Source organism: Alishewanella tabrizica, assembly GCF_014652375.1.
GTDB lineage: Bacteria > Pseudomonadota > Gammaproteobacteria > Enterobacterales > Alteromonadaceae > Alishewanella > Alishewanella tabrizica.
This window is the reverse complement of the sequence record NZ_BMYR01000018.1, coordinates 1-24,866: the sequence shown is the minus strand read 5'-3', so window position 1 is coordinate 24,866 and position 24,866 is coordinate 1. Positions and strand designations below refer to the sequence as shown.

Sequence of the window (24,866 nt, the reverse complement as noted above, 5' to 3'; positions counted from 1 at the left end):
GGACAGCTTAAGCTGGCCGCGAAGCGGCGAACCCCAGGGAGGGGGTGAGCAAAGTAGTACACCGCCCACTCCCACGCCAGCCACAGTGGTGGGATTGCGAAATACCTCCCTGTGTTTCGCCCTTCAGGCTGTCACTTCGCAACCTCCAAAAACGCTCCCAGCGTTTTTGTGCTCGCCCCATCGTTGGGACTCGTCCTTGTAGGACCTGCCTGCGGCAGTCCAAAACTGCTCTAGGCAGTTTTGTCGCCATGCTACATCGGTGTATTTTAAGAGAGTGCTTGAGGCATGCGTTTTAGATTTGCTTAAGTAATGTGAACTGTTTATCGGTGATGATTTTTCGATAATGCAGTCCTGCTATTCCTTGCAAGCCTCCCGTATGGAAGAAAGCGATGCGTTTTCCTTTTGGTATGTTGCCTTTAGCTAATAGCGTAAATAATTTAAATAATGCTTTACCGGTATAAATGGGCTCGATAGTCAATTGTGGTTTTAGTGCACAGCAAAATTCAATTAATTGTGGTGTAACTTTGCCGTAAGGCGTGTCTGACTCAAAAACCTGCCAATGGTAAAAGTTTTCTTTCGTAGGTAAGCAGGCTTTTACTTTTGAGATCAATGCCTGATCTTTTACAACAGCTAAGCCTAGTGCTTGTTTATGAGGGTAACGTTGAATAATGCCAGCTAAAGTGCCGCCGCTTGCAGTTGCAACGGTAAGTATATCTGCTTCACCGGCAGGTGTATCTGCCAGCGGCAGCATCGCAGCGCCACTTGCGCCATCTTGATTACTTCCCCCTTCAGGCACGACGATATAGGTGGGATAAGTATTTGCTAAATATTGATTGAACTCTATGGTATCACGCTGTCTAAATTGCATTCGGTTGATAGGCTCTAATTGCATACCATATTCAATACAACGTTGTAGCGTCGGATTATTAAGATCTAACTGATCGGTTCTAACTAAACCTATCGTCGGGAATTGATAAAAATAACCGGCAGCTGCCAGCGCTGCTAGGTGATTAGAGAATGCACCCCCAAAGCTTAGAATTCCTTGCGATGGTTTGCGTTTTGATAATATGGGTGCCAGTTTAAGCCACTTATTACCTGCTATCTCTGAAACTGGCGGCTCTATTTGGCAAACCCAAAGTTCGCTCTGATGCGCCTTTAGTATTGGATGTTGTATTTGTTGCCAGTGTATTTTTAGCTGCTGAGTTTCAAACATGCCTTGTATTCTTAAACTGATTTCATAATAAATTATACCTGCTGTTTTGACTTGTGTATTGGCGGTACGTGCTAATTTAAATGGTTTCTATGCGGGTAAAAAATAGAAAAACTCTCTTTAACCGAAGCTAACAGTTAATTTGGTAAAAATGTCATAAAAAGCTATTTTCTTGTCGGAGACTTACTTAGAATAGCTACAACTTTTGTATAAATTTTTTTCCGTTGCTTTATTGCCTTTTACGGTCTTGGCAGCCGGATTTTGTAAAAAGGATTCACCTTCTCCATGTTTAATAAATTGCGCGGCATTTTTTCAAACGATCTGTCCATTGATCTTGGGACAGCAAATACTTTAATTTATGTTAAAGACCAAGGTATCGTTCTTAATGAGCCTTCTGTTGTTGCTATCAGGCAAGAACGGGCTGGTGGGCCAAAAAGTGTGGCAGCAGTAGGGCATGCTGCAAAAAGAATGTTAGGGCGCACACCAGGTAATATCAAAGCTATACGCCCGATGAAAGACGGCGTAATTGCAGATTTTTATGTGACTGAAAAAATGCTACAGCATTTCATTCGTCAGGCACACAGTAACAGCTTTTTACGACCAAGCCCAAGAGTGTTAGTTTGTGTGCCCTGTGGTTCAACTCAAGTTGAGCGTCGTGCAATTCGTGAATCAGCCCAGGGTGCTGGGGCGCGTGAAGTGTACTTAATTGATGAGCCAATGGCTGCTGCAATTGGTGCTGGTTTACCGGTATCAGAAGCTACAGGTTCAATGGTTGTTGATATTGGTGGCGGTACCACGGAAGTCGCCATTATTTCACTGAATGGTGTGGTTTACTCCTCTTCAGTGCGTATTGGTGGCGACAAGTTTGATGATGCCATTGTTAACTATATTCGTCGTAATTACGGCATTTTGATTGGTGAAGCGACAGCTGAACGGATTAAAACGGAAATTGGCTCGGCATACCCTAGTGATGATGTGCTAGAAATTGAAGTTCGTGGTCGCAATTTAGCTGAAGGTGTACCGCGTAGCTTTACCATGACCAGTAACGAGATTTTAGAAGCCTTACAAGAGCCTTTAGCCGGTATTGTTAGTGCCGTTATGGTTGCGCTAGAGCAATCGCCACCAGAATTAGCATCTGATATCTCTGAGCGTGGTATGGTTCTGACGGGAGGGGGCGCACTACTTCGCGATCTTGATCGTCTACTGATGGAAGAAACGGGTATTCCAGTGGTTGTAGCAGACGATCCACTAACTTGCGTCGCGCGCGGTGGTGGTAAAGCGCTGGAAATGATTGATATGCATGGTGGTGATGTTTTCAGTTACGATTAATCTAGCTTGCGCCGTTAGAGACGCTCATGAATGATTTTTTCAATCGCGGCCCGGCACTCGGGCTGCGCTTAGTCTTAGCAATTGCTTGCAGTGTAGGATTGATGTTTGTTGATCGCTACACTGAAAGCTCCACTCAGGTACGTAGTTTTTTAACGTCTGCAGTAAGTCCTTTATTTTATGCTGCCAGTTTGCCTGAGAGTTTGATCTCTGGTGCTTCTGAACAATTAATGTCTCAACAACAATTATTGTCTGAGAACCACCAACTTAAAGCGCGTTTGCTCAATCAAGAAGCACAATTACAGTTACTGACCTTCTTACAGCAAGAAAACGACAAGTTACGTGCGTTATTAGGCTCTGCGCCAGTCGTGCAAGGGCAACGTTTAATTGCTGAGGTTTTGGCAGTGTATAGTCATCCTTTTGCCCATCAAGTGGTGTTAAACAAAGGGACTAATGACGGCATTACTGTACATCAACCTATTATTGATGAAAAAGGCGTTGTAGGGCAGGTGGTCAGTGTTGGCCCTACCAGTAGCCGTGCGCTTCTTATATCAGACAACACGCATGCCATTTCGGTGAGAGCTGAACGAACCGGGGTACGAACGGTCGCTGAAGGCTTAGGCCAATCAGACAGGTTAAGAGTTATTCACTTACCCTTGAGTACAGATATTCGTGAGGGCGATCGTCTGCTTACATCTGGCTTAGACGGGCGTTTCCCTGAGGGATATCCTGTTGCTGAAGTGACGCAAGTTATTAAAGAAGCTAGCCAACCCTTTATGACCGTGTACGCTAAACCCTATGCGAGTTTAGATCGGATACGTCATGTATTGATTTTATGGCCTGGCTCCCAAGTTGAAGCGGTGCGGCAAGCAGAGGAAGAAAATTAATGCGCCCAGCACAAGGCATCGGTTTTATTTATCTGAGTTTACTCGCTGCGTTATTACTAACGGTAATTCCAGTTCCATTTCAATTTAGCTTATACCGCCCAGATTGGGTGTTGCTCGTATTAATGTATTGGGCGTTAGCGCTACCTAGGCGAGTAAATATTGGCACGGCCTTTTTTATGGGACTACTTACCGACGTATTGGTGGGAACGGTTCTAGGCGTAAATGCACTGGCATTTTCAGTCGTGGCTTTTGTTGTCGCCGTAAATCACTTAAAAATTCGAAATTTCTCGGTGATTCAGCAATCGCTATTAATGGGGCTTATGCTAGCGTTATACCAATTATTATTATTTTGGTTGAGCCATTTTTTAACTGGTGTTAACTTCCGTGCAGCCTATCTTTGGCCCGTTCTGACAGGAATGATGGTATGGCCTTGGTTGTTTTGGTTACTTAGGCGTTATCGCCGCCAACTTAAGATCCAATAATGTATCCTACGATTGCGTTAGCCTCTGCTTCTCCCCGTCGCCGCGAACTTTTGCAGCAATTGGGTGTTAACTTTGAATTAATTAATCCTGATATAGACGAAAGTATACTGACTGCGGAGCCTGCCGCTGAGTATGTTAGTCGCTTGGCGTTAGCAAAAGCAAAAACAGGTTTTCAGCTGATAGCGCAGCGCTTGCCGGTGTTAGGTGCTGATACCAGTGTGGTTATAGCTCAACGTATTTTAGGTAAGCCGAGAGACAAAACAGATTTCTTGCAGATGATGCAGTTACTGTCAGGACAAACCCATCAGGTAATGACGGCTATTGCCCTTGTGAATGCGACACAGCAATTGCAGAAATTAGTGATAACAGACGTCAGTTTTCGCGAAATCACATCAGATGAAATGCATGCCTATTGGTTAACCGGCGAGCCCGTAGATAAAGCTGGCGGTTATGGTATACAAGGACTAGCTGGCAAATTTGTTGCCCGTATTAATGGCAGTTACAGTGCTGTAGTTGGGTTACCGCTATGTGAAACTGACCAGCTACTACAACAATTGCAGAGGTAGACATGAGTGCTGAGTTACTAATTAACGTTACCCCCACAGAAACTCGGGTGGCACTTATTGAAAATGGGGTGTTACAAGAGCTACACATAGAACGACAAGCCCGTTTAGGTTTGGTGGGTAACATTTATGTCGGCAAAGTCAGCCGGGTATTACCGGGTATGCAGGCTGCCTTTGTCGATATTGGTATAGATAAAGCGGCATTTTTACATGCCTCTGATATCGTACAACATAACGAAGCGTCTGAACTCGACAGTAAACCTGCTGCGAGTAAAGATATTCGTGTTTTGGTCCGTGAAGGACAATACTTACTTGTTCAGGTTGTAAAAGATCCCTTAGGAACCAAGGGAGCGCGTTTAACCACTGACATTACTTTGCCTTCTCGTTATTTAGTCTTTATGCCAGATTCCACACATGTCGGCGTATCGCAGCGTTTAGAAACAGAAGCTGAACGTCATCGACTAAAAGACATTGTAAGCAAATGTCTGGACGATACAGGCGGATTTATTGTGCGAACCGCTGCAGAAGGGGCCTCTGAAGAAGAGTTGGTTCAGGATGCAAAGTTTCTAAAGAAACTGTGGAGTAAAGTTCTCAAACGTAAGAAAAACACCCGAAAAGAAGGGGTGGTATATGAAGATCTCACCCTGAGCTATCGCATTTTACGAGATTTCGTTGGCACGGAGCTTGAGCGCGTTCGAGTAGACTCAAAATTAACGTTTCAGCAGTTAACGGCGTTTTGCGATGAGTTTATGCCGCAAAATGTCGCGTTATTAGAGTACTACCCAGGCGAGCGCCCTATTTTCGACATGTTTGACGTTGAAAATGAGATCCAGCGGGCGTTAGAGCGCAAAGTACCATTAAAAAGTGGTGGTTATCTGATGATTGATCAAACAGAAGCCATGACTACGATTGATGTTAATACGGGGGCTTTTGTAGGCCATCGTAATTTAGACGAAACCATCTTTAATACCAACACTGAAGCAACACAAGCGATTGCACGACAACTTCGATTACGGAATTTAGGCGGTATTATTATTATCGACTTTATTGATATGCAAAACGAAGAACATAAACGTCGGGTATTTCACAGCTTAGAACTGGCGTTGGCACGTGATCGCGCAAAAACCAATATTCATGGCTTCTCGGCGTTGGGATTAGTTGAAATGACGCGAAAAAGAACCCGCGAAAGTTTGGAACATATCCTATGCTCAGAGTGTCCAGTATGTAAGGGGCGTGGCTCTTTAAAAACGGTTGAAACAGTATGCTTTGAGATATTACGAGAAATCGTCCGGGTTAACCGTGCTTACTCAGCAGATAAATTTGTCGTGTATGTTGCACCTGTAGTTAAAGATGCACTTACGACCGATGAATTTCATAGTTTAGCCGAGCTTCAAGTTTTCATTGGTAAGCAAATAAGTATTCACAGCGAACCTATGTACACGCAAGAACAGTTTGACGTGGTAATGATGTAGTGCAAAACGTAAAGCGAATTTGTTTTTACTGCTTGCATAAGATTTGGATAGCAATAGCGATAGGGCTGGTCGTGCTGGCAACACTGGTATCAGCATTGCGCATTGCACTTCCTTATGCAGACAGTTATCGGCACCAAATAGAACAGATGCTTAGTCAGCAACTGGGCTCTACTGTTGCTATTAAACAAATTACTGCCACCTGGCAAAAAACGGGGCCAGCGTTAGTATTGCAGCAAGTGAGTATACAAAACGCAGATCAATTACAGTTAGACATTGCTGAAACAGCAATACAGTTGGATTTTTGGCAGAGCATTATTGCCAGGCAGTTTCGCGCAGCACATTTTGAATTAACCGGGTTGCGATACTGGATTGATGTCGAGACAATCTTTCAGCCAAAATCGACTCACACCGTTAATACCTCCACGTCTTTGCACGCACTTGAAAACGTGTTTTTTCGTCGCTTGCAAGATTTTACGATAAAACAGAGTCAACTTATTCTACAAAGCGCTACGCAGCCCGATCTGGTGTTAGACATTGGCCACTTAAATTGGCGTAACGAAGGGATGCGGCACCAAGGTGAAGGTGAACTCACCATTGCAAATGTTACCGCTAACAGCTTGGTGTTTCGGCTTGATTTACAAGGACCGAGTTTAGCTGAGGTGACGGGGCAACTCTACTTACAAAGTACAGAGCTAGATATCTTACCGTTGTTTCGGCAGCGATTACCGCACCTTGACCGTTTGGAAAAAGCCAGAATAAATTTTGCGGCATGGGCGCAAATTAACCAAGGTGTATTACAAAACGTTCAAGTAGAATTAGCAGACAATAGTTTACATTGGCAGCGAGATAGCAAAAAACAGCAATTACAATTTGGTTCTGGACAATTATTGTGGCAACCCACGGAAGAGGGATGGCAAATGATTTCTGGTGAACTGCGTTTGGCAACCGATGTTGCGTCTTGGGCGGGGATGCGTCTTGCTATTTCACAACATCAGCACTCTGTATCAGCTCAATTACAGCATTTCCAATTAGACGCTTTAGAACCGCTTGCCCAGTTATTCACACAGGATAATCATGTAGCGCAACGCCTTTTAGCACATAAGCCTACCGGTTATCTTGAGAAATTGAATATAGTATTGGAGGCCGATCAATATCGATTATCTGGCAAGTTTAACGAGCTTGGGTTAACAGCTGCAGGCAATATTCCGGGTTTACAACACCTTACGGGGGAGTTTTGGTTAGGTAATGAATTTGGTTGGTTATTGCTAGAGGGTGAGCAAAACCAAATAGCGTGGGATGGCCTGTTTTTAGAGAATTGGCATTATCAGCAATTACAAGCTGATGTGCGATTACGTTTACGTGATCAGCAATGGCAAGTAAGCATTCCTGCTTTAACGTTACACGCCGACGACTTTACGCTTGAAGCGCAAGCATCCTTGCGTTTGGGTGCTCAGCCAGAGTTGGCATTACTGGCGCAATTAACGGGTTTAGATGCAGCAAAAGCGAGCATGTATTACCCTCAACGCTTTATGCCCGCAAAAACCCGCGATTATTTAAGCCAAGCCATTGAAAGTGGCTCAGTAGAACAAGCAACCGTGGTGTGGCATGGTGCCTTTAACGATTTTCCTTTTACTGACAGCACTGGGCATTTTCAAGTTAGAGCTGATTTGCGCGATGGCGTATTTCAATTTGCGCCTGATTGGCCTAGCTTAACCGAGTTAAGCGCGGTGTTGTGGTTTGAAAATGCCAGTATGCTTATTGAAGGACATCGTGGCTATTTAGGTGAATTGCCGTTAAATGATGTCGTCACTGCGCGTATCCCAAATTTATTTGCAGCCAGCCAACTTGATATCAATGTGAATACCGAGATCAATACTGGTCTGCTAACCCGCTTAATGTTGCAATCGCCATTGCAAAATAGCTTGGGTAAAACGTTGCAGCATTTAGGGCTTGAAGGCGTTGTGCAGGGGCAGTTATTGCTCGAAATTGGTTTAAATACGCCTTCTGTTATTGCAAGTGGAACGGCTGAGTTATTAAATATAGAGGCGAATATCCAAGCGCCTAATATGGCTTTAAATAACCTTACTGGGCGGGTACATTTTCGCAATGACGTGTTACAAGCAGAACAATTACAATTTTCTTGGCAAGGCGTGACAGCGCAGGGCGACTTTAACGGCGAAAACACGCCTGAAGCTTATCAATTAGCCATAAATTTAGCCGGGCAAATACAAGCGGATACACTCACGACGTCGTTGGATCCCCTTTTAAGCGAGCTTGCAGTGGGGCTGGCTGATTGGCAATTACATGTGGCGTTAGCCCTGCCCCAAAACGGCTTTACTTATCAAGCTGACTTACAAGTCAATTTAGAGCAAATGGCGCTTAATTTACCTGTGCCATATCAAAAAAAGGTAGCTGAACCTAGCACGTTGTCTCTCGTTGCACATGGTAATACTGAACAAAGTTTTATCAATGCAGATTATCAACAAGCTTTACATTTTCAGGCTGAGTTACCTCATAACACTGGGCGGATTAATCGCGCGCAACTGTCGCTTGGCAATACGAATCCTGGTTTGCGTGGGGAGGGCTTTAATATCGAGGTTAACTTACCTTATGTGGAGTTCTCACCGTGGTTTGCGTTGTTACAACCACTTTTATCTCGTCCGACAACAGGTCCGGCACTCTTGCCGGCGTTGCGTGAGGTGCGTGGTAAAGTCGCTCATATTCAATTGCCTGCTAAGTTGGCTTTAACCCATACGATCTTTGATCTCACGCCAAGCGAAGCTGCTTGGCAATTAAATTTGCATGGTACCGAATTAGCCAGTCGTTGGCAGTTTTTTAATGCATGGCAGTCCAAAGGGATTAACGTACAGTTTGATTACTTACATCTGCCATTAACCGCTGATGAAACCCGCGTGACATCGCCAGATGTGCGCCTCTCTTCTGAGATAATCTCCTCTGAGAGCATCCTCACGGTGGAACCTGAGTTACAGCCGCAAAACTGGCTGGTCAATATGGTTCCGTTACAGCTAACGTGTAATGATTGTTCGGTAGGTAACTATCGGTTTGGTCAGGTGCAATTAGAGGCTGCCGGTCAAGGTGATACGTGGCGATTACAACAATTCGTAAGTGAGTACAAAGGCAGCAGATTAACCATTGCAGGTGATTGGCAACCTAACGCAGGCTTGGGAATTAGCCAGTTTAGTGGCAAGTTTAAAAGCCCTAATATGGGTGCCTTATTAGCAGAGTACCAGTTAAGCTCTGCTATCAGTGGTAGTCGTAGTGATATCGATTTTAAATTCGCCTGGGAAGGTGCACCCCAGCAGTTTCGTGTAAAAGCGTTGGATGGCAATGTTACATTCGCACTAGGCGATGGCGTGTTAACGGAAGTCAGTGATCAAGGTGCCCGCCTATTTTCTTTATTCAGTTTAGATTCGCTGGTTCGTAAATTACGGTTGGATTTTCGAGATGTGTTTAGTAAAGGTTTTTACTATAACAAAATGACAGGCACCTTAAATGTTTATAAGGGCGTCGCGCAAACGAACGATTTCAGTATTGATGGTGTGCCGGGTAACTTAACCCTACAAGGTTATGCGGATCTGTCAAAAAAGCAGATAGATTATCAAATGTCATTTGCACCAAAAGTTACCTCCAGTTTGCCGGTGATTATTGCTTGGATGGTGAATCCTGCTACTGGGCTAGCCGCGCTGGCGCTAGATGAAGTTTTTCAATCTGCTGAGGTGATTTCGCGTATTAACTTTACCGTGACCGGCAGTTTTGATAAACCCGTGGTGACAGAAGTTAATCGCCATAGTACAGAAATTCCAGTACCTGTTCGTATTGCTCAGCCAGAGACCCTACCTAAAGATGACCGCCAACTTCGCACCTACTAATTGGCAACTTAGTGCTATTCAATTAACGAGCCAGCCAGATCCCGTAGATAACTTTGCGGTATTGCAGCAGTATCTTGCTCAGCTCCCTACAGCAGAGCGTCATTTGGTGGTTTTGCCCGAATGTTTTGCTGTATTTGGTGGGCCTGATGGGTTGCAGCAATCATATGCTGAAGTCATCGGGGATGGCATGCTGCAACAGCAATGTGCGGCATTAGCCAAGCAGTTTGCGATCTATCTGGTTGCAGGTACTATTCCTACAACGAGCGTTGATCCCCAGCGTTTTTCTGCATCTAGCATGCTGTTCTCACCACAAGGTGAGCTTATTGCGGATTATCAAAAATTACATTTATTTGATGTCAGTGTTGCGGATAGCATGGGCACGTATCGTGAATCAGCTACAACCTTGGCGGGTAATAAACTCACATTATCTACACAGGGCAGCCTGAAACTCGGTATGGCGATATGTTATGATATGCGTTTTCCAGGATTAATGCAGGCGTTGGCGGCAGCCGGTATGAACGTGCTGAGTGTGCCATCTGCGTTTACTCGGGTAACCGGTGAGGCGCACTGGTACAGTTTATTGCGCGCCCGCGCTATTGAAAACCAATGTTTTGTGGTCGCGCCTGGCCAAACAGGCGTACATGCTAATGGGCGCGAAACGTTTGGGCACAGTGTGATTATTAGCCCTTGGGGCGACATTTTGGCCGATGCGGGTACTGAGCCCGGTGTGATCTCTGTCTCGGTCGATTTAGCCGCGTGCCAGCAGCTTGCCCGAACCATGCCGATCAAGCAACATAACCGTTTTAACAGTGAGCTGAAACTATGAATGCAGTAGAACATAATCTTATAAATGCCTCGGAATTGAGCCCGCGCGATCTAGAACAGACACTGGGGTATTTGTTTGCACATCAGCTTGATTATGCCGATTTATATTTTCAATCCAGCGTACATGAATCTTGGGTGTTGGAAGATGGCTTAGTCAAAGATGGCTCTTTTAATATTGAGCGCGGGGTCGGTGTGAGAGCCATTAGTGGTGAAAAAACCGGTTTTGCGTATGCCGACACTATTAATGCTGCCGCGTTGAAACAGGCAGCAATGGCTGCGCGGGGTATTGCCGCGCAGGGGCAGCAAGGGCAGGTAAAAGCCTTTAGTCGCAGCAGTAACAGCCAGATTTATTTACCATGTGAACCATTGCAAAGTTTAACTAATACCGAGAAAGTGGCGCTCTTACACGAAATTGAAGCCTTTATTCGATCGTTAGACAGCCGCGCCGAACAAGTGATGGTGAGCTTAACCGGGGTGTATGAAGAAGTGTTAGTGGCAGCCAGTGATGGTACCTTTGCCACGGATATTCGCCCTTTAGTGCGCTTAAACTGCTCGGTATTATTGCAACACAATGGTCGACGTGAACGTGGCAGTGCTGGAGGGGGCGCGCGCACGGATTATCGTTATTTTAGTGCAGATCAAGATGGCCAACCGCGCTGGCAACACTTTGCACGCGAAGCAATAAGAATGGCGCAAGTGAATTTAACGGCGGTAGATGCTCCTGCGGGAACGATGCCCGTGGTGTTAGGGTCTGGTTGGCCAGGCGTTCTGTTACACGAAGCTGTCGGACATGGCTTAGAAGGCGATTTTAACCGCAAAGGATCGTCAACCTTCAGTGGCAAAATTGGTCAGCAAGTGGCCTCTAAGCATTGTACTATTGTTGACGATGGTACCCTTAGTGGTCGTAGAGGATCGCTAAATATTGATGATGAAGGCGTGAAAAGCCAGTGCAATGTATTGATTGAAAACGGTATTTTAAAAGGCTACATTCAAGATAAACACAATGCCATGCTAATGGGGGTTGCGCCAACTGGAAACGGTCGACGTGAGTCTTTTGCGCATTTACCCATGCCTCGAATGACCAATACTTACATGTTAGCAGGTGATTATGCACCAGAAGAGATTATTGCGAGCGTAAAAAAGGGTATTTATGCGCCTAATTTTGGTGGTGGCCAAGTCGATATCACTTCGGGTAAATTTGTATTTTCGGCATCAGAAGCCTATTTAATTGAAAACGGTAAAATTACAACCCCGATAAAAGGCGCCACGTTAATTGGCAATGGTCCCGAGGCGATGCAGCAAGTCTCGATGGTAGGAAATGACATGCGATTAGACACCGGTGTTGGGGTGTGTGGCAAGCAGGGACAAAGCGTCCCTGTTGGCGTAGGCCAACCCACCTTAAAGCTTGATGCCTTAACCGTTGGCGGAACCCAGTAAATAATAGTACCCCTTAACCTATAGTAAAAGCTGGGAAAACCAGCATGATAATCGACAACAGGAACACAAAATGGCAGCATTTGGCACCGTATTTACCGATGAAATGATCCTTTCACGCTTTGAGAATAACGGCTGGACTGAGCCTGCTGTTGTGCCAACACAAAGCATCAGCCTCCATCCTGGCGCACATGTTTTGCATTATGCCAGTACCTGTTTTGAAGGGATGAAGGCGTTTCGTCATGCAGACGATTCGGTGCATATCTTCCGGATGGAAAAAAACGTTGCGCGGTTACAACAAAGCAGTGAATTGCTCACGCTACCTAAGGTAGACGGTGCGATGCTAAGCCAAATGATTGTTGATATCGTGCGTCGTTATGCTTCGGACGTGCCTATGCCACCGGGCTCCATGTATATCCGCCCAACCCATATTGGTACGGAAGCCTCAATTGGCAAGGCCGCGGCACCTAGCTTAAATTCGCTGTTGTATGTGCTATTGTCGCCAGTAGGTGATTATTTTGCGGGCGGGGCTAAGGCATTACGGTTACTATTGGACGACAATGCCCGCTGTGCCTCACATATGGGAATGGTAAAAAGTGGCGGCAATTATGCCAGCGCGTTACAGCCTATTTTAAAAGCCCGTGCTGCTGTGCAAGCGGACCAAGTGCTTTTTTGCCCGAATGGTGATGTTCAAGAAACCGGTGCCGCTAACTTTTTATTAATTGATGGCAATGAAATCATCACTAAAGCGCTAGACAGCTCTTTCTTACATGGTATTACCCGTGATTCCATTTTAACGCTGGCGCGGGATCGTGGCATGATTGTGTCAGAGCGTGAACTTACCGTAGAAGAGCTGCTTGAACGTGCCGTTAAACCGGGTGCAGAAGCCGCGTTGTCAGGAACGGCTGCCGTTCTCACACCCGTAGGAACCCTTATTCATGCGGGTAAAGAGTATCATGTGGGTGGGGGCAAAGCGGGTAATACCACGGCGACCTTACGTCAAGCCCTTAACGATATCCAGTGGGGCAGAGCAGAAGACAAATTTGGTTGGTTAACGCGGGTGTAATACGCCCTGTTGTTTCAACTAGTTTCTCATCATTAACCCAGTTGTGCAGACAGCTGGGTTTTTTATCTATGGTGCCGCCAGAAAACGTATGGGTCTTTAATTACAGTTTTATTTTTGTAATAAGCTGTTATCATAAAAATTACAGATTTTTATGTTTAAGATTATGCCATGACCACAGAAACCTTTCAGAATCTTCCTGTTTCGCTTGCGCAGCTTCCTTCGCTCGATACCCTGCAGTGGCAAACGTTAGCACCCAGCTATACGCCGCTTAATGTGTGGCTTAATGTGGCAATCACCAGCAGTGTGGCCCTGCTGTGGTTAGCCTTATTATGGCAACCATTTTGGCCACTAAGTACAACGCTGGCGCCAGTGGTGTTTTGGAGTGGTATCGTGCTGTGTGTCTTGTGTGCATGGTCTTGTTTGTATTGCTATTTCGCTTATCCTCTTAAAGCGTATGCGTTGCGGCAGCACGATCTTAGTTTTCAACGGGGGTTATTTTTTAAAACCAGTATCACGCAGCCTATTACCCGTATCCAGCATATAGAGTTAAAGCGTGGCCCATTAGAACGGCGTTTTGGCTTAGCAACGCTGCAAGTGTTCAGTGCGGGTGGCGCAGCGCATACTTTTGCTTTACCAGGGTTACCTGTAGCGGATGCTGAGACAATACGTCAATTTATTTTACAGCACAAAGACACGGTGCAGTATGCTTGAAAATCACTCCACGCAAGCCGCGTCAGCCCCGTCGCTTAATGTGTTACAACAGTGGCAGCGCGTCTCGCCTATTGCACTGGTATACTTTTGCCTGCATTTATTAAAAGGTATTTTTAGCAACGTCAGTATCTTAGCACCGTTATTATTGCTGTTTTACAAGGGCATACAACGCTCGCCTGGCTATTTTATGCTTGCGCTAGGCCTGCTCATTATCGTTATTGCAACTATAGGCATGATGCAGTATTTAGCATTTCGGTTTAGGGTGAGTGAAGATACTGTTGAGATCCAGTCGGGATTGCTACGCAAAAAGCAGCTTAATTTGCCTTTTAATCGCATCCAAAATGTTCGTTTACTGCAGCCGCTCTATTACCGATTCAGTAATCATCTTTGTGTGGTGTTAGACACCGCAGGATCGAATCAACAAGAGGCACGTTTAGCCGCATTACCTAACAATCTCGCTGAGGCGTTACAACAGGCTATTTATACACAACATGTTGCAGTAAGCCATTCCGAAGCAAACGACGATCTCACCAGCCAAACGACTGAGCTAGTCTCAGACGAAGCACTCCTCTGCACACGTTCGATCAGTGATTTAATTTTATATGGGATCAGTAATAACCGGGCCATTTTAGTGATGGGCTTTGCTGCGCCATTTTACGTTCCAATTACTAATATACTTGATCAACAACTGCAGCGCTTCGGGATTGATGCCAGTCAATGGTTTAACTATGAGCAGCAATCATGGTTTTGGTTTGGATTAGCCGTGATCGCAACAACCTTGGTATTCTTATTAATCATTACCTTATTTTCTATTGCGGCGTCGGTACTCACGTATTACCACTTTCGCTTATTGCGTACGCATGATCGTTATATTCGGCGTAGTGGATTGTTAACTCGTCATGAAATTAGTATGAAGCGTTCACGTTTACAGTGGATGCATCTGCAACAAGATGGCTTAGATAAAGCATTTGGACGCTGTCATATACATTACGAGCAAATAGTATCGCCGTTAGCCGCCGTGCAAGGGGAAGGTCAGCATGGCAAAATTATGGTTCCAGCGTTAACCCCTGCTATGGCACAGCAGTTGTTACAAGACGTTTATCCGTCAAATCAGTTGGCGGTAGTGCAATTTAATCCTATCAATTGGCGTTATATACTGCCTGGGTTGGTATTGATATGTTTGCCATTGCTCGTGGCGAGCCAGGTTTTCTTTTGGCCAGCAGCGCCCTCGCTCGCGTATCTGAGTATTGGTGTGGTGATGGTGATCGCGGCACTGCAGATTTTACGTTGGCGCCGCTTTGGTTACGCCATGGATGCGGAATATTTTTATCTGCGGCGTGGGCTTATAGGCATTGATTACTTCTGTGTGCCCTTACATAAATTACAGCAATTAAAAGTATCACAACATAGTTTTATGCAACGGGCAGGATTGCGTCATTTGCATTTAGTGTGTGCCGCGGGGAATTTAACAGTGCCTTATATGCCTGCCCAAGCTGCCTATGATATAGCAAATTATGCGCTTTATCAGGTACAAGCGAGTCACCGCAGTTGGATGTAACCATCAACGACAAGCATTATGCATGCACTAAGCTTGTCGTTGTTAACATGATTAATCGGTAATAATAAGCGGTTTAATAAATTGAAACAGCTCTCGATAAAACTTTGGCGGCTGTTGTTTTTCTTGCTCTCTTTTAGCGTTTCGAATTAACTGCCGTAGTTGTTGCACATCAGCCGTAGGGTATTCAGCAATAAAACGGGTTACGGCATCACTGTCGGCAAGTAATTTATCGCGCCAGGTTTCTACTTTATGAAATTGGCGCGTTGCGGCTTGATTCGTGTTACGAATAATCGCCAATGCTTGTTCAATAGGCTCTAGCTCATCTTCGCGTTCACGCATTAAACGGCCGATAAATTGTATATGACGTCGTAACGCTTCACGCTTATTTGCTAATTTATCTGCCAACGTCAATGCCGCTTTAAGATCGTCATCAAGAGGAATTTTGGCGCGGGCAGCAGGGCTTAAATCAATTAACTCTTGACCTAACGCTTGCAGTGCATGCATTTCGCGTTTAATTTGGCTTTTGCTGATATGATCCGGCTGCTCCAGCCACTTACTATCGCCGTACTTAAATTCTGTATCTGTCATTGCTCTGCTTCTTTATCACTATTTACTTTATACCCTTAGTATATCACTAAACAGCGCAGAGCAAGCAGCAGCCTTTAACGGACTATGATAAGCTACGCAAATTGATTTTGAGGTAAGAGTAACTATGCAGCAATCCCCTAGCATTCAGCAAGAAATCGCCGATGTCAAAGAAGCCGTAAGTCAGGTATTGGCGCATGCAAAAAAGCTTGGCGCGTCTAGCGCGGAAGCGTCGATGAGCAGAACTCGAGGCTTAAGTGTTGAAACACGCCATGGTGAAGTTGAAACCGTTGAATTTAACCAAGATGGCGGTTTAGGTATTAGTTTATATTTTGGTCAACGTAAAGGCTCAGCCTCGACAGCAGATTTAAGCCCCGAAGCGCTAAAGCGCACGGTAGAAGCGGCGGCTGATATTGCCCGTTATACGTCGGAAGATCCTCATGCTGGCGTCGCTGAAGCGGCGTGGTTAGAATTAAGCCCACCCGATTTAGATTTATACTATCCAGACAGTATTGGTACCGAGCAAGCCATTGCGCTGTGTGCCAGCGCTGAAGAGGCCGCATTTGCTTATGATCCTAGGATCACTAATTCAGAGGGCGCCTCTTTTTCTACCCATCAAGGTTTAAAAGTGTATGGTAATAGCCATGGCCAATTGGTTGGGTATCCTAGTTCACGGCACAGTTTTAGCTGTGTGGTTATTGGTGAGCAAGACGAAGATATGCAACGTGATTACAGTTTCACGGTGGCGCGTCGCTACGCCGACTTACTTGATCCAAAACGCGTAGGTATTGAAGCTGCTATTGAAACGGTAGCCCGTTTAGGCGCGCGCAAAGTTGCCACACAAAAAGTCCCGATCATTTTTCGAGCGGACATTGCCAGCGGTTTGTTTGGCCATTTAGTGTCGGCGATCAGTGGTGGCAGTATTTACCGTAAATCGAGTTTTTTACTCGATAAAGTCGGTAGCAACATAATGGCACCAACTGTGACCATTAAAGAACTGCCTCATTTGAAACAGGCGCTTGCGTCTAGTCCTTTTGATGGTGAAGGGGTTAAAACCCGTGATTTAGTTGTTGTTGAGCAGGGCGTACTAAATACGTATCTCACCAGCAGTTATTCAGCGCGTAAGTTAGGCATGGCCAGTACCGGTCATGCGGGTGGGATCCACAACTGGCTGGTGCAACATGGTAATGATGATCTGGCCGCGTTATGCAAGCAAATGGGTAAAGGGTTATTAGTCACTGAACTTATGGGGCAGGGCGTAAATACCGTTACTGGCGATTATTCGCGCGGTGCCAGTGGTTTTTGGGTAGAGCATGGCGAGATCCAATTTCCAGTCGCAGAAGTCACGATAGCAGGCAATTTAGCCGATATGTTTATGAATATCGTGGCTATTGGTAATGATGTTGATCGGCGTGGCGGCGTGTTAACCGGCTCAGTATTAATTAGCCAAATGCAGATAGCTGGTGATTAATCTGGTGTTATAGTTACAGCTATGCTGGCTCGTTAAGTATAAAAAAGCCTCTGAAGATTCAGAGGCTTTTTAGTTTCTAAGGGGATAACCCTAGCCGAGGCTAGGGTGTAAAGCCTTAATCAATCTTGGTTTTTAAACCACGACGGATTAACAACGCATCTGTAGAAGGCTCTTGGCCACGGAAGGCTTTGTAAGAATCCATCGTTGGCCGTGAATTACCCACTGATAAAATGTTTTTACGATAATGATCGCCATTTTCACGAGTTAAGCCACCGCTCTTCTGTACATGAGCAAAAGCATCTGCCGCTAAAATCTCACTCCACATGTAGGCATAATAACCGGCAGAATAACCGCCACCCATTGAGTGAGAGAAGAAGTTGGTTTTGTAACGTGGTGGCACTGCGGCTAAATCAACACCGTGTTTTTTCAGTGCGGCTGCTTCAAACGCTTGCGGGTTTTGCAGTGGCGCGTCAGCAGACAGCGTGTGCCATTCCATATCTAATAAAGCTGCAGACATATACTCTAAGGTATCGAAGCCTTGGTTAAAGCTACGTGAACGCATAACTTTATCCAATAAGTCAGCTGGAATAGGCTCACCCGTTTCGTAATGCTTGGCATAGTTACCAAGGATTTCAGGATGTTGTGCCCAATCTTCTTCAAACGTAGACGGGAATTCAACGAAATCACGTGATACCGCAGTCATTGCTAACGTTGGATATTTCACATTTGAGAAAATACCGTGCACGCCATGGCCCAATTCGTGGAAAATGGTGGTGGTATGATCATAGCTAATCAGGGTTGGCTCACCTTCAGGTGCTTTAGGAATATTCATCACATTCACTACAACCGGCTTTTGCCCAGTTAAATGTGATTGACCCACAAAAGAACTCATCCAGGCGCCACCGCGTTTCCCTTCACGGGCAAAATAGTCTGCGTAGAAAATGGCAATGCTGGTACCATCAGCATCAAACACTTCATAGGCTTTTACATCGGGATGATATACCGGTAAATCTGGACGTGGCTCAAAACGTACGCCGTAAAAACGGTTTAAGTAATAAAAGGCACCGTCTTCTAGTACACGATTAAATTCAAAGTATTTTTTCACTTCGTTTTCATCTAAATCGTATTTAGCTTGACGCACAAATTCAGCGTAATATTCCCAATCCCAAGGCTGTACTTCAAAATCACCGCCTTTTTCACGGATCATCGCTTGAATAGCGGCTTGCTCTTGTTTGGTATTTTCAATTACTGCCGGCACCATTGAACCTAACATATCAAATACCGCCGCAGGGGTTTTTGCCATATTCGTTTCTAAAGTAAAGCTGGCCCAGCTGTCGTAACCCAATAACTTAGCCCGTTCAGCGCGCAGTTGCGGTAAACGCGCGACGATGTCGTTATTGCTAAATTCACCCGACTGCGCACGGTTTGCAGACGCTTCCCAAACTCGCTGACGTACTTCACGATTGTTTAAAGACGTTAAAATAGGCTGGCGCGTAGTATTGGTGATACTGAGTAAGTATTTGCCTTCTAAGCCGCGCTCTTTTGCTGCATTGGCCGCTGCGGTAATTTGCGCAGGTGATAAACCATCTAGTTCTTCATCAGTATCAACAACCACGGCAATATTACGTGTTTCTGCCAGTAAGTTTTGTGAAAACTGATTAGTGAGTTTTGAATGTTCTTCGTTCAGTGCACGAATTGCCGTTTTTTGCTCTTCGTTAAGTTTTGCGCCTGAGCGAACAAAGCGCTCGTAATACACTTCAACTAAACGCAGTGATTCGGCGTCTAAATTTAAATCGTTACGCGCATTATAAACCGCTTCGATACGTGCGAATAATTGTGGATTAAGATTAATATTATCTGAGTGTGCCGCCATTTTTGGTGCTAAAACGCTTTGTAATTCACGACGTTTTTCGTTGCTGTCGGTACCCGTTAGATTATAAAACACACGAGAGACACGGGTTAATAGCTCACCACTCTTTTCCATGGCAACAAACGTATTTTCAAAGTTAGCGGCTTCTGGATTATTAGCAATCGCTTCAATTTCAGCTAAATGCTGCTTCATGCCCTCTTCAAAGGCGGGTAAAAAATGCTCATCTTTAATGGCATTAAAATCTGGCGCTTCGTACGTTAATGTACTTTTCATAAAAAATGGGTTCGTCACAGTCACGTCCTGAACAACTGCTGCCGGGGTAGCAGCTTGGTTCGCTTGTTGCGCTGGGGCAGTATTGTCTGAGCAAGCACTTAACGTGATCACTGCGCCAATCGCCGAAGCGAGTAGGGTCTTACGCATGATATTTTCTCCGTGGATAGGTTGCCGATAGCGTTATATCCATTCTGCTCTGTGAGATAACCGCCAGGCAGTCAGTTCAAAAAGCGTGGATATCGTTATTGTTTTTGTTAGGCAGCATAGCTGCGATATTACAAAACACAGTATGCCTAAAAGTTGGGTCAAAAGCGGTGTTTTGCAACCAAGTGCCAACAAATTAAGATAAAAGCCTGGCAAGTGCAAATTTTTGCAATAAATACTCTGGCTAACCAGGTTTTACTGAGGTTGCGCCAGCGGAAGTGTGAAGTAAAAGCAACTTCCCGGCGTTAAACGTTGATAACCAAATATCATTAATGCTGTGCAACTTAACACCAGCCATTACCACACGGTAAAAGCCGCTCGGTGGTTTGTCATGGCAAGTTCATGGTAATAACCGAGAATAAGCGCAGATTATAGGCAGTAATGGTCTGATGCAAAAGTGATTCGCATCGTTCGCCTAAAAAACCGACAGCTAGACAATAGACTTAACCCCAAACCCTGTCTATAATGCCCGCTCGCATAAATATGCGTAGGTTGCACCCATAGCTCAGCTGGATAGAGCGCTGCCCTCCGGAGGCAGAGGTCTCAGGTTCGAATCCTGATGGGTGCGCCATATAAATCAACCACTTACGCGAAAGCGAGGTGGTTTTTTTGTTTTATGTGCCACGATTGTGCCAAAAATGTGCCACTGTTTAAGAACACAACTTAAAAAATACTGAATTTTTGACCCTTGCTCTAAACTGCCTTATTTTTCATATTAAAGTTAATGCAAGTGTGTTTGTCAAAAAGCATGCTGGTTAATCTCATCCAAATTCACCACCATAATCTGCTGCGCTTATATTTTAGCGAGTTCCAGATTTAGTGCCTGCTTGGCTAAGAGAGCCAAACAGGGCGCATATGCCATCGCATTGGGGGGCCTATCAGCGTATGAGTCGTAATCATGCAGATTTAATTATCATCCCGACTGATTAAAAGCACTGAAAATCTCCCGTTCCAAAAGCATACACTGAGTATATGTACAGATTGGTATGAATTTAGAACACACCTTAAAATGTACTTTATGAGAGGACCGCTACACTGTCGGTTCTATTAAATGGAAAAGGCTTCAGGAAGTTACCAACAGAAAGTAAAAGGATAACCTGACAAGGATTACGACTCATTTTGGCTGTACCTGAAATCGTGCTTAAGGAATTGCAATGCAAAATTATAACAAACATGATATTAGTATCTGTTTTAAAATGGAATGCTGTTTTTAAGGAGAATATATGAGGTTGACGGTAGGTTCTTTAGTTGAGGGGACTCCCCTTTTCGAAGGGATAGGTAAAGTTCTATCTATTTCGACTGTTGATCAAAGTGCAACTGTTGGATTCTTTACGTCTCCACTAACTCCCTACGATAGGAAGATAGAGGTCAAAGGAAATAACTTAATTGGTAAAAGTAAGTTATTTGAAAAAACCATTGTCTACGTCAAACTCGGGCCTACTCGGCGATGGAGAATGGGTTTTTATGATGGTGAGAGACCCAACGATAAGCATTTAATATACTTTAGTGGGGGCGAATCAGACGTCTTTGATATTGAGGATTTATTCGTCCCTAATTTGCTGAATCGTTTCTGTTTCCCTGTTTCGAGATTCCTTGCCTCTCAGGCGACATCTGCCTATAAGCATTACTTCAATAGAACAAATTTTATTGCATCTTATATTGCGCAAAGGGCAGCATGTAATTCAATTTCTTCTTTATCAAGTAGCGCAGTCAACCTTGAAACACATCAATTATCAGTCGTATTACGGGTTTTAAAGGATTCAAATCAAAAATATTTATTAGGCGATGAGGTTGGTTTAGGTAAGACCATTGAAGCTGGTTTCTTGATCCGCGAGCATATCCTTGAGTTTAAAGATGATGCTTGTGTGTTGATTATTGCTCCTACTTCTCTATTAAACCAGTGGAAAGAGGAGTTGACATTAAAGTTTCACTTAGAAGATGTCCTAGGTGATGAGTTTGATGAAGATCAGAAAGTCTTTATCTGTGATTATTTAAACTTACCGTTGTTTGATAATAGTGAAAAGAAACCAACTATGGTTGTAATTGATGAAGGGCATAACCTCTCTGACTTGGCATGGAGTATCGACGGCAGCACTAGTTATCAAAGAATAGTGACCTATTCTGCAGAAGCACGATCGACAATTATTTTGTCAGGTACGCCTATTGCAGGCAATGCAAAAAGCTTTTTGGCTATGCTGCATTGCCTTAATCATGAAAACTATAAGATCTCTGAAGAAGGTATAGATGATTTTAATAAAAAGGTGAGAGAAAGGGAGCGCTTCTCAGGAATTTATACTGCAATTTCACCAGAGTCTGACGACTTTACGTTGAGTGGGATACTAGAAGAATTAGAAAGTCTCAACTTAGGAGATAAGGATTTAACTTCATTGATTGAGCGTTTGAAGCCTGAGATTGATTATTTCAATAAGGAGAAGGATGAAGATAGAAGGAACTCCGCTATTTATGAACTGAAAAAGTATTTTGGTGAAAAGTACAGGCTGTTTCAGCGATTTATCCGCAATAGAAGAGGAAGCAAAGATAGTTCGATAGAACTACTTTTTCCGGGCCTTGGTGATTGCGCACTGTATAAATGGGAATCTGCTAAACAATTACCCTCATTAGATCAGCAATTAGATGACTATAGAGACTACCTGATTTGTGAAGGATATGAGCAAAAATTACCAAATGTTATAACTCTTCTAGACGCGCTTTTAGATTCTCCAAAGAGTTTTTCGTATGAACTCGATAAGTTAATTGATACTGAAGATTATCAGCAGTTTTCTGAAACATTCTCGATAATGAAGGAATCAGCGCTTGTTGAGCAAAACAACAAGGATGAACTCACAAGAAACGTACTTGATAAATGGTTGGCAAAAAATATAGATGGCAAAGTAGTTATTTTCTGTGGAAATAAAGCCTCTGCAGATAACCTTTATACATTTTTGCAAAAATATAGAGACGATGTTGAAAGGCACTCTCCAGATTCTAGGCCACTTTTTGTTGCAGACTCCTTAATAAAAGTACTCATTGCCGATGAAAAAGGTGAGGATGGGTTAAATTTACAAGGAACTTCTCGACTCGCGATTCATTACAGTTTACCACGCTCTTTGGTAAGAATTGAGCAACGTATTGGTAGGTTAAATAGGTATAGTGCGACGTCAAAAAGCATGAAACCGATTGAAAACTATGTTCTTGTTCCAAGTTATGAAAATTTCATTCAAAACTGGGCTCTGCTTTTAAAGGACACCGTGGGCGTATTTGATGACACAACGGCAAGTATCCAATTAGTCGTAGAAGAAGCTATCAAAGTTGAAGAGGCTAAGCTGTTAACAAATGGTTTTGGGCATCTGACTTGGCTAAGAGATAAGTTGGGTGGTGAGAAAGGTTTGATTGCAAAAGAGCGCAAGAAGGTCGCAGATCAAGAAGTTTGGAATGAAATGCAGATTGACCTGGCTACGACCAAAAAGTTTGCCGAAAATATTCAGAACGTTGACCTAAATGCTGAATCTTTGCATAACTCATTACAAAACTGGATAAAACAGAGTTTGAAATTTGGTGTGACTCGTAATGAGGATTCGTCATTTGTTTATCAATATAGACTTGGAGTAACTCGTTTAAATATAGACGATTTTTTACACCACTGTATCTTAGGGATGGACTTCAATAGCGGGTTACGTAACCCCTCTACAAAACCAATGACCCCTGACAGGGAAGTCACCGCCAAAACCGGTGCTTATCCATTGCGGTATGGTCAACCTTTCATCGATACAATTTACAATTTCACTCACGCCAGCACATTAGGACTTGCAAGTTCAGTCATAAGGCAAATACAGATAAAACTTGGAAAGCCTAAGACATTTTTGAAGTTGAATTGGCTTGTTTCTTGTGAATCAAGCGAAGGTTCAGTTGTCGAGCAGAGAAATCTTGATTCAGAGTTTGAACCCCGCTTAAAAACAGAGTGGATAGATGACTGTGGAAAAATTGTCGAGAATGAAGCAATACTTAACTTACTGGAAAAGCCGGTAAGAGCAATAAATGGTGAAAATGATAACGGTTATCGAGACTTCGAAGTCCTAGTAACTGCAGAAAAAGATCTTTGGGAGTTATTTGATTCGTTTTGCCCCAAAGATGAATGGTGTAGTGTGATAGAAAATGCGATCACTTACAGGGAATCTGAAATCATTCAGAGCACTTTGACCAAAATTGAGCATTTAGATTTAACAAACAAATTATCTGTTTCTCTGGTATCCGCTCTCAGTATGACATTGGTAGGGAAATGATGAGAATGCCTGAAGTAAATCCATTGAAATTTAATGAGCATGAATACCAAATTGTTAACGACGAGGTTACAAAACTCTATTCCACCTTTCGTGATAATTTTTTTATATGCAGACTTCAGTTAGTACTTAAATCCTTTAATATCAGTTCAGTAGATGTACTACTGGCCATAAAGGATTTCTTAGTATCAATCCAGCACACAGTTAATCAAAATTACATTAGTTTTAACTTTCCCCGAGAATTGAGAGGGCAAGAATTAGAAGTCGCTAAATGGGCGGGATTGGCTCAAAGGCAAGGGACTAATTTATTACAACTTGATCAAAGCAGGCTCCACGAACACGATTTAGATGTTTATACCCTGAAGAACAAAAGAAAAACGGTACCAGTAAAGCTAGATAAGTGTTTAAAGAATAAGCTGGATGGATTTGGGTACAAGAATTACCAGACGGCAGGGCAGCGATTGGCGGTCCGGGCATGCCTAACAGCTAAAAAAGGCTCAACTATCTTTGTTAACTTGCCTACAGGATGTGGTAAGACTCTGGTTTCACATGCATCTATAATTTTCCAAAGAGAATTTGCTAACACCATTGTTATTCTTCCTACAGTAGGGTTGGCAATCGAACAGGCAGCGAGAGCTAGAGAAGTAATTGAACACTGCGGCATACCAGTTGTTTCAAATTACTGTTGGCATGCAAGTGGACTTCCCAGACTTTGCTAGACACATTTAACAGTTACAATGTAACTTAAATTAGAGGTGTTTA

The 24,866-nt window shown here is 44.0% G+C and carries 16 protein-coding genes, 1 tRNA gene and 1 pseudogene; 15 read left to right on the top strand and 3 right to left on the bottom strand.

Annotated elements, in window-relative coordinates; all coding sequences use genetic code 11:
• Window positions 1-292 precede the first annotated feature (292 nt).
• Window positions 293-1,213, bottom strand: coding sequence for a 1-aminocyclopropane-1-carboxylate deaminase/D-cysteine desulfhydrase (locus IE070_RS15925; protein ID WP_189484173.1), 921 nt, complete (start codon window positions 1,211-1,213; stop codon window positions 293-295).
• Between the two features lie 282 nt (window positions 1,214-1,495).
• Between IE070_RS15925 and IE070_RS15920 the strand changes: the two genes are divergently transcribed.
• The 11 genes and pseudogenes from IE070_RS15920 to IE070_RS15870 all read left to right on the top strand — a co-directional run bounded on the left by IE070_RS15920 (window position 1,496) and on the right by IE070_RS15870 (window position 15,424).
• Window positions 1,496-2,539, top strand: a complete 1,044-nt coding sequence (locus IE070_RS15920) for a rod shape-determining protein (protein WP_189433420.1) — start codon at window positions 1,496-1,498, stop codon at window positions 2,537-2,539.
• Between the two features lie 26 nt (window positions 2,540-2,565).
• Window positions 2,566-3,423, top strand: coding sequence for a rod shape-determining protein MreC (gene mreC, locus IE070_RS15915; RefSeq protein WP_189484172.1), 858 nt, complete (start codon window positions 2,566-2,568; stop codon window positions 3,421-3,423).
• Window positions 3,423-3,905 (top strand): rod shape-determining protein MreD, encoded by a 483-nt coding sequence (gene mreD / locus IE070_RS15910; RefSeq protein WP_189484171.1) that lies wholly within the window; start codon window positions 3,423-3,425, stop codon window positions 3,903-3,905. Before mreC ends, mreD begins: the two co-directional genes overlap by 1 nt.
• Complete coding sequence (locus IE070_RS15905; protein WP_189484170.1) at window positions 3,905-4,471, top strand: Maf family protein; 567 nt, start codon at window positions 3,905-3,907, stop codon at window positions 4,469-4,471. Before mreD ends, IE070_RS15905 begins: the two co-directional genes overlap by 1 nt.
• A 2-nt stretch (window positions 4,472-4,473) precedes the next feature.
• A complete protein-coding gene (gene rng / locus IE070_RS15900; RefSeq protein WP_189484169.1) occupies window positions 4,474-5,940 on the top strand; it encodes a ribonuclease G in 1,467 nt (488 codons plus the stop codon).
• Complete coding sequence (locus IE070_RS15895) at window positions 5,940-9,830, top strand: YhdP family protein (protein WP_189484168.1); 3,891 nt, start codon at window positions 5,940-5,942, stop codon at window positions 9,828-9,830. Before rng ends, IE070_RS15895 begins: the two co-directional genes overlap by 1 nt.
• Window positions 9,805-10,656, top strand: coding sequence for a carbon-nitrogen hydrolase family protein (locus tag IE070_RS15890; protein ID WP_189484167.1), 852 nt, complete (start codon window positions 9,805-9,807; stop codon window positions 10,654-10,656). The genes IE070_RS15895 and IE070_RS15890 overlap by 26 nt, the downstream gene beginning before the upstream one ends.
• Window positions 10,653-12,092, top strand: coding sequence for a metalloprotease TldD (gene tldD, locus IE070_RS15885; protein ID WP_189484166.1), 1,440 nt, complete (start codon window positions 10,653-10,655; stop codon window positions 12,090-12,092). Before IE070_RS15890 ends, tldD begins: the two co-directional genes overlap by 4 nt.
• A gap of 46 nt (window positions 12,093-12,138) precedes the next feature.
• Window positions 12,139-13,155 (top strand): annotated as a pseudogene (locus IE070_RS15880) (branched-chain amino acid aminotransferase); the annotation flags it as partial.
• A 168-nt stretch (window positions 13,156-13,323) separates the two neighbouring features.
• Window positions 13,324-13,866: a PH domain-containing protein gene (locus IE070_RS15875; protein WP_189484164.1), complete on the top strand. Its 543-nt coding sequence runs from the start codon at window positions 13,324-13,326 to the stop codon at window positions 13,864-13,866.
• On the top strand, window positions 13,859-15,424 hold the full coding sequence (locus IE070_RS15870) for a PH domain-containing protein (protein WP_189484163.1): 1,566 nt from the start codon (window positions 13,859-13,861) through the stop codon (window positions 15,422-15,424). Before IE070_RS15875 ends, IE070_RS15870 begins: the two co-directional genes overlap by 8 nt.
• Window positions 15,425-15,475: 51 nt before the next feature.
• Here IE070_RS15870 and yjgA read toward each other — a convergent pair whose 3' ends face one another.
• Window positions 15,476-16,012 carry a ribosome biogenesis factor YjgA gene (gene yjgA / locus IE070_RS15865; RefSeq protein WP_189484162.1) on the bottom strand — a complete coding sequence of 179 codons (537 nt, stop codon included), beginning with the start codon at window positions 16,010-16,012 and terminating at the stop codon, window positions 15,476-15,478.
• 124 nt (window positions 16,013-16,136) lie between these two features.
• Here yjgA and pmbA point away from each other — a divergent pair, with 124 nt between their 5' ends.
• Window positions 16,137-17,480, top strand: coding sequence for a metalloprotease PmbA (gene pmbA / locus IE070_RS15860; protein ID WP_189484161.1), 1,344 nt, complete (start codon window positions 16,137-16,139; stop codon window positions 17,478-17,480).
• Window positions 17,481-17,595: 115 nt separating this feature from the next.
• Here the strand turns inward: pmbA and IE070_RS15855 are convergent, their stop codons facing one another.
• Window positions 17,596-19,770, bottom strand: coding sequence for a M3 family metallopeptidase (locus IE070_RS15855; protein ID WP_189484160.1), 2,175 nt, complete (start codon window positions 19,768-19,770; stop codon window positions 17,596-17,598).
• 551 nt (window positions 19,771-20,321) lie between these two features.
• On the opposite strand from IE070_RS15855, the gene IE070_RS15850 reads away from it, so the two are divergent.
• From IE070_RS15850 to IE070_RS15840, 3 genes are all read left to right on the top strand, one after another.
• Window positions 20,322-20,398 (top strand) — tRNA-Arg (locus tag IE070_RS15850).
• A gap of 658 nt (window positions 20,399-21,056) precedes the next feature.
• Window positions 21,057-24,107 (top strand): protein DpdE, encoded by a 3,051-nt coding sequence (gene dpdE, locus IE070_RS15845; RefSeq protein WP_229797111.1) that lies wholly within the window; start codon window positions 21,057-21,059, stop codon window positions 24,105-24,107.
• A 5-nt stretch (window positions 24,108-24,112) separates the two neighbouring features.
• Entirely contained in the window at window positions 24,113-24,823 is a 711-nt protein-coding gene (locus tag IE070_RS15840; protein ID WP_189484158.1) for a DEAD/DEAH box helicase, read from the top strand.
• Window positions 24,824-24,866: the final 43 nt, after the last annotated feature.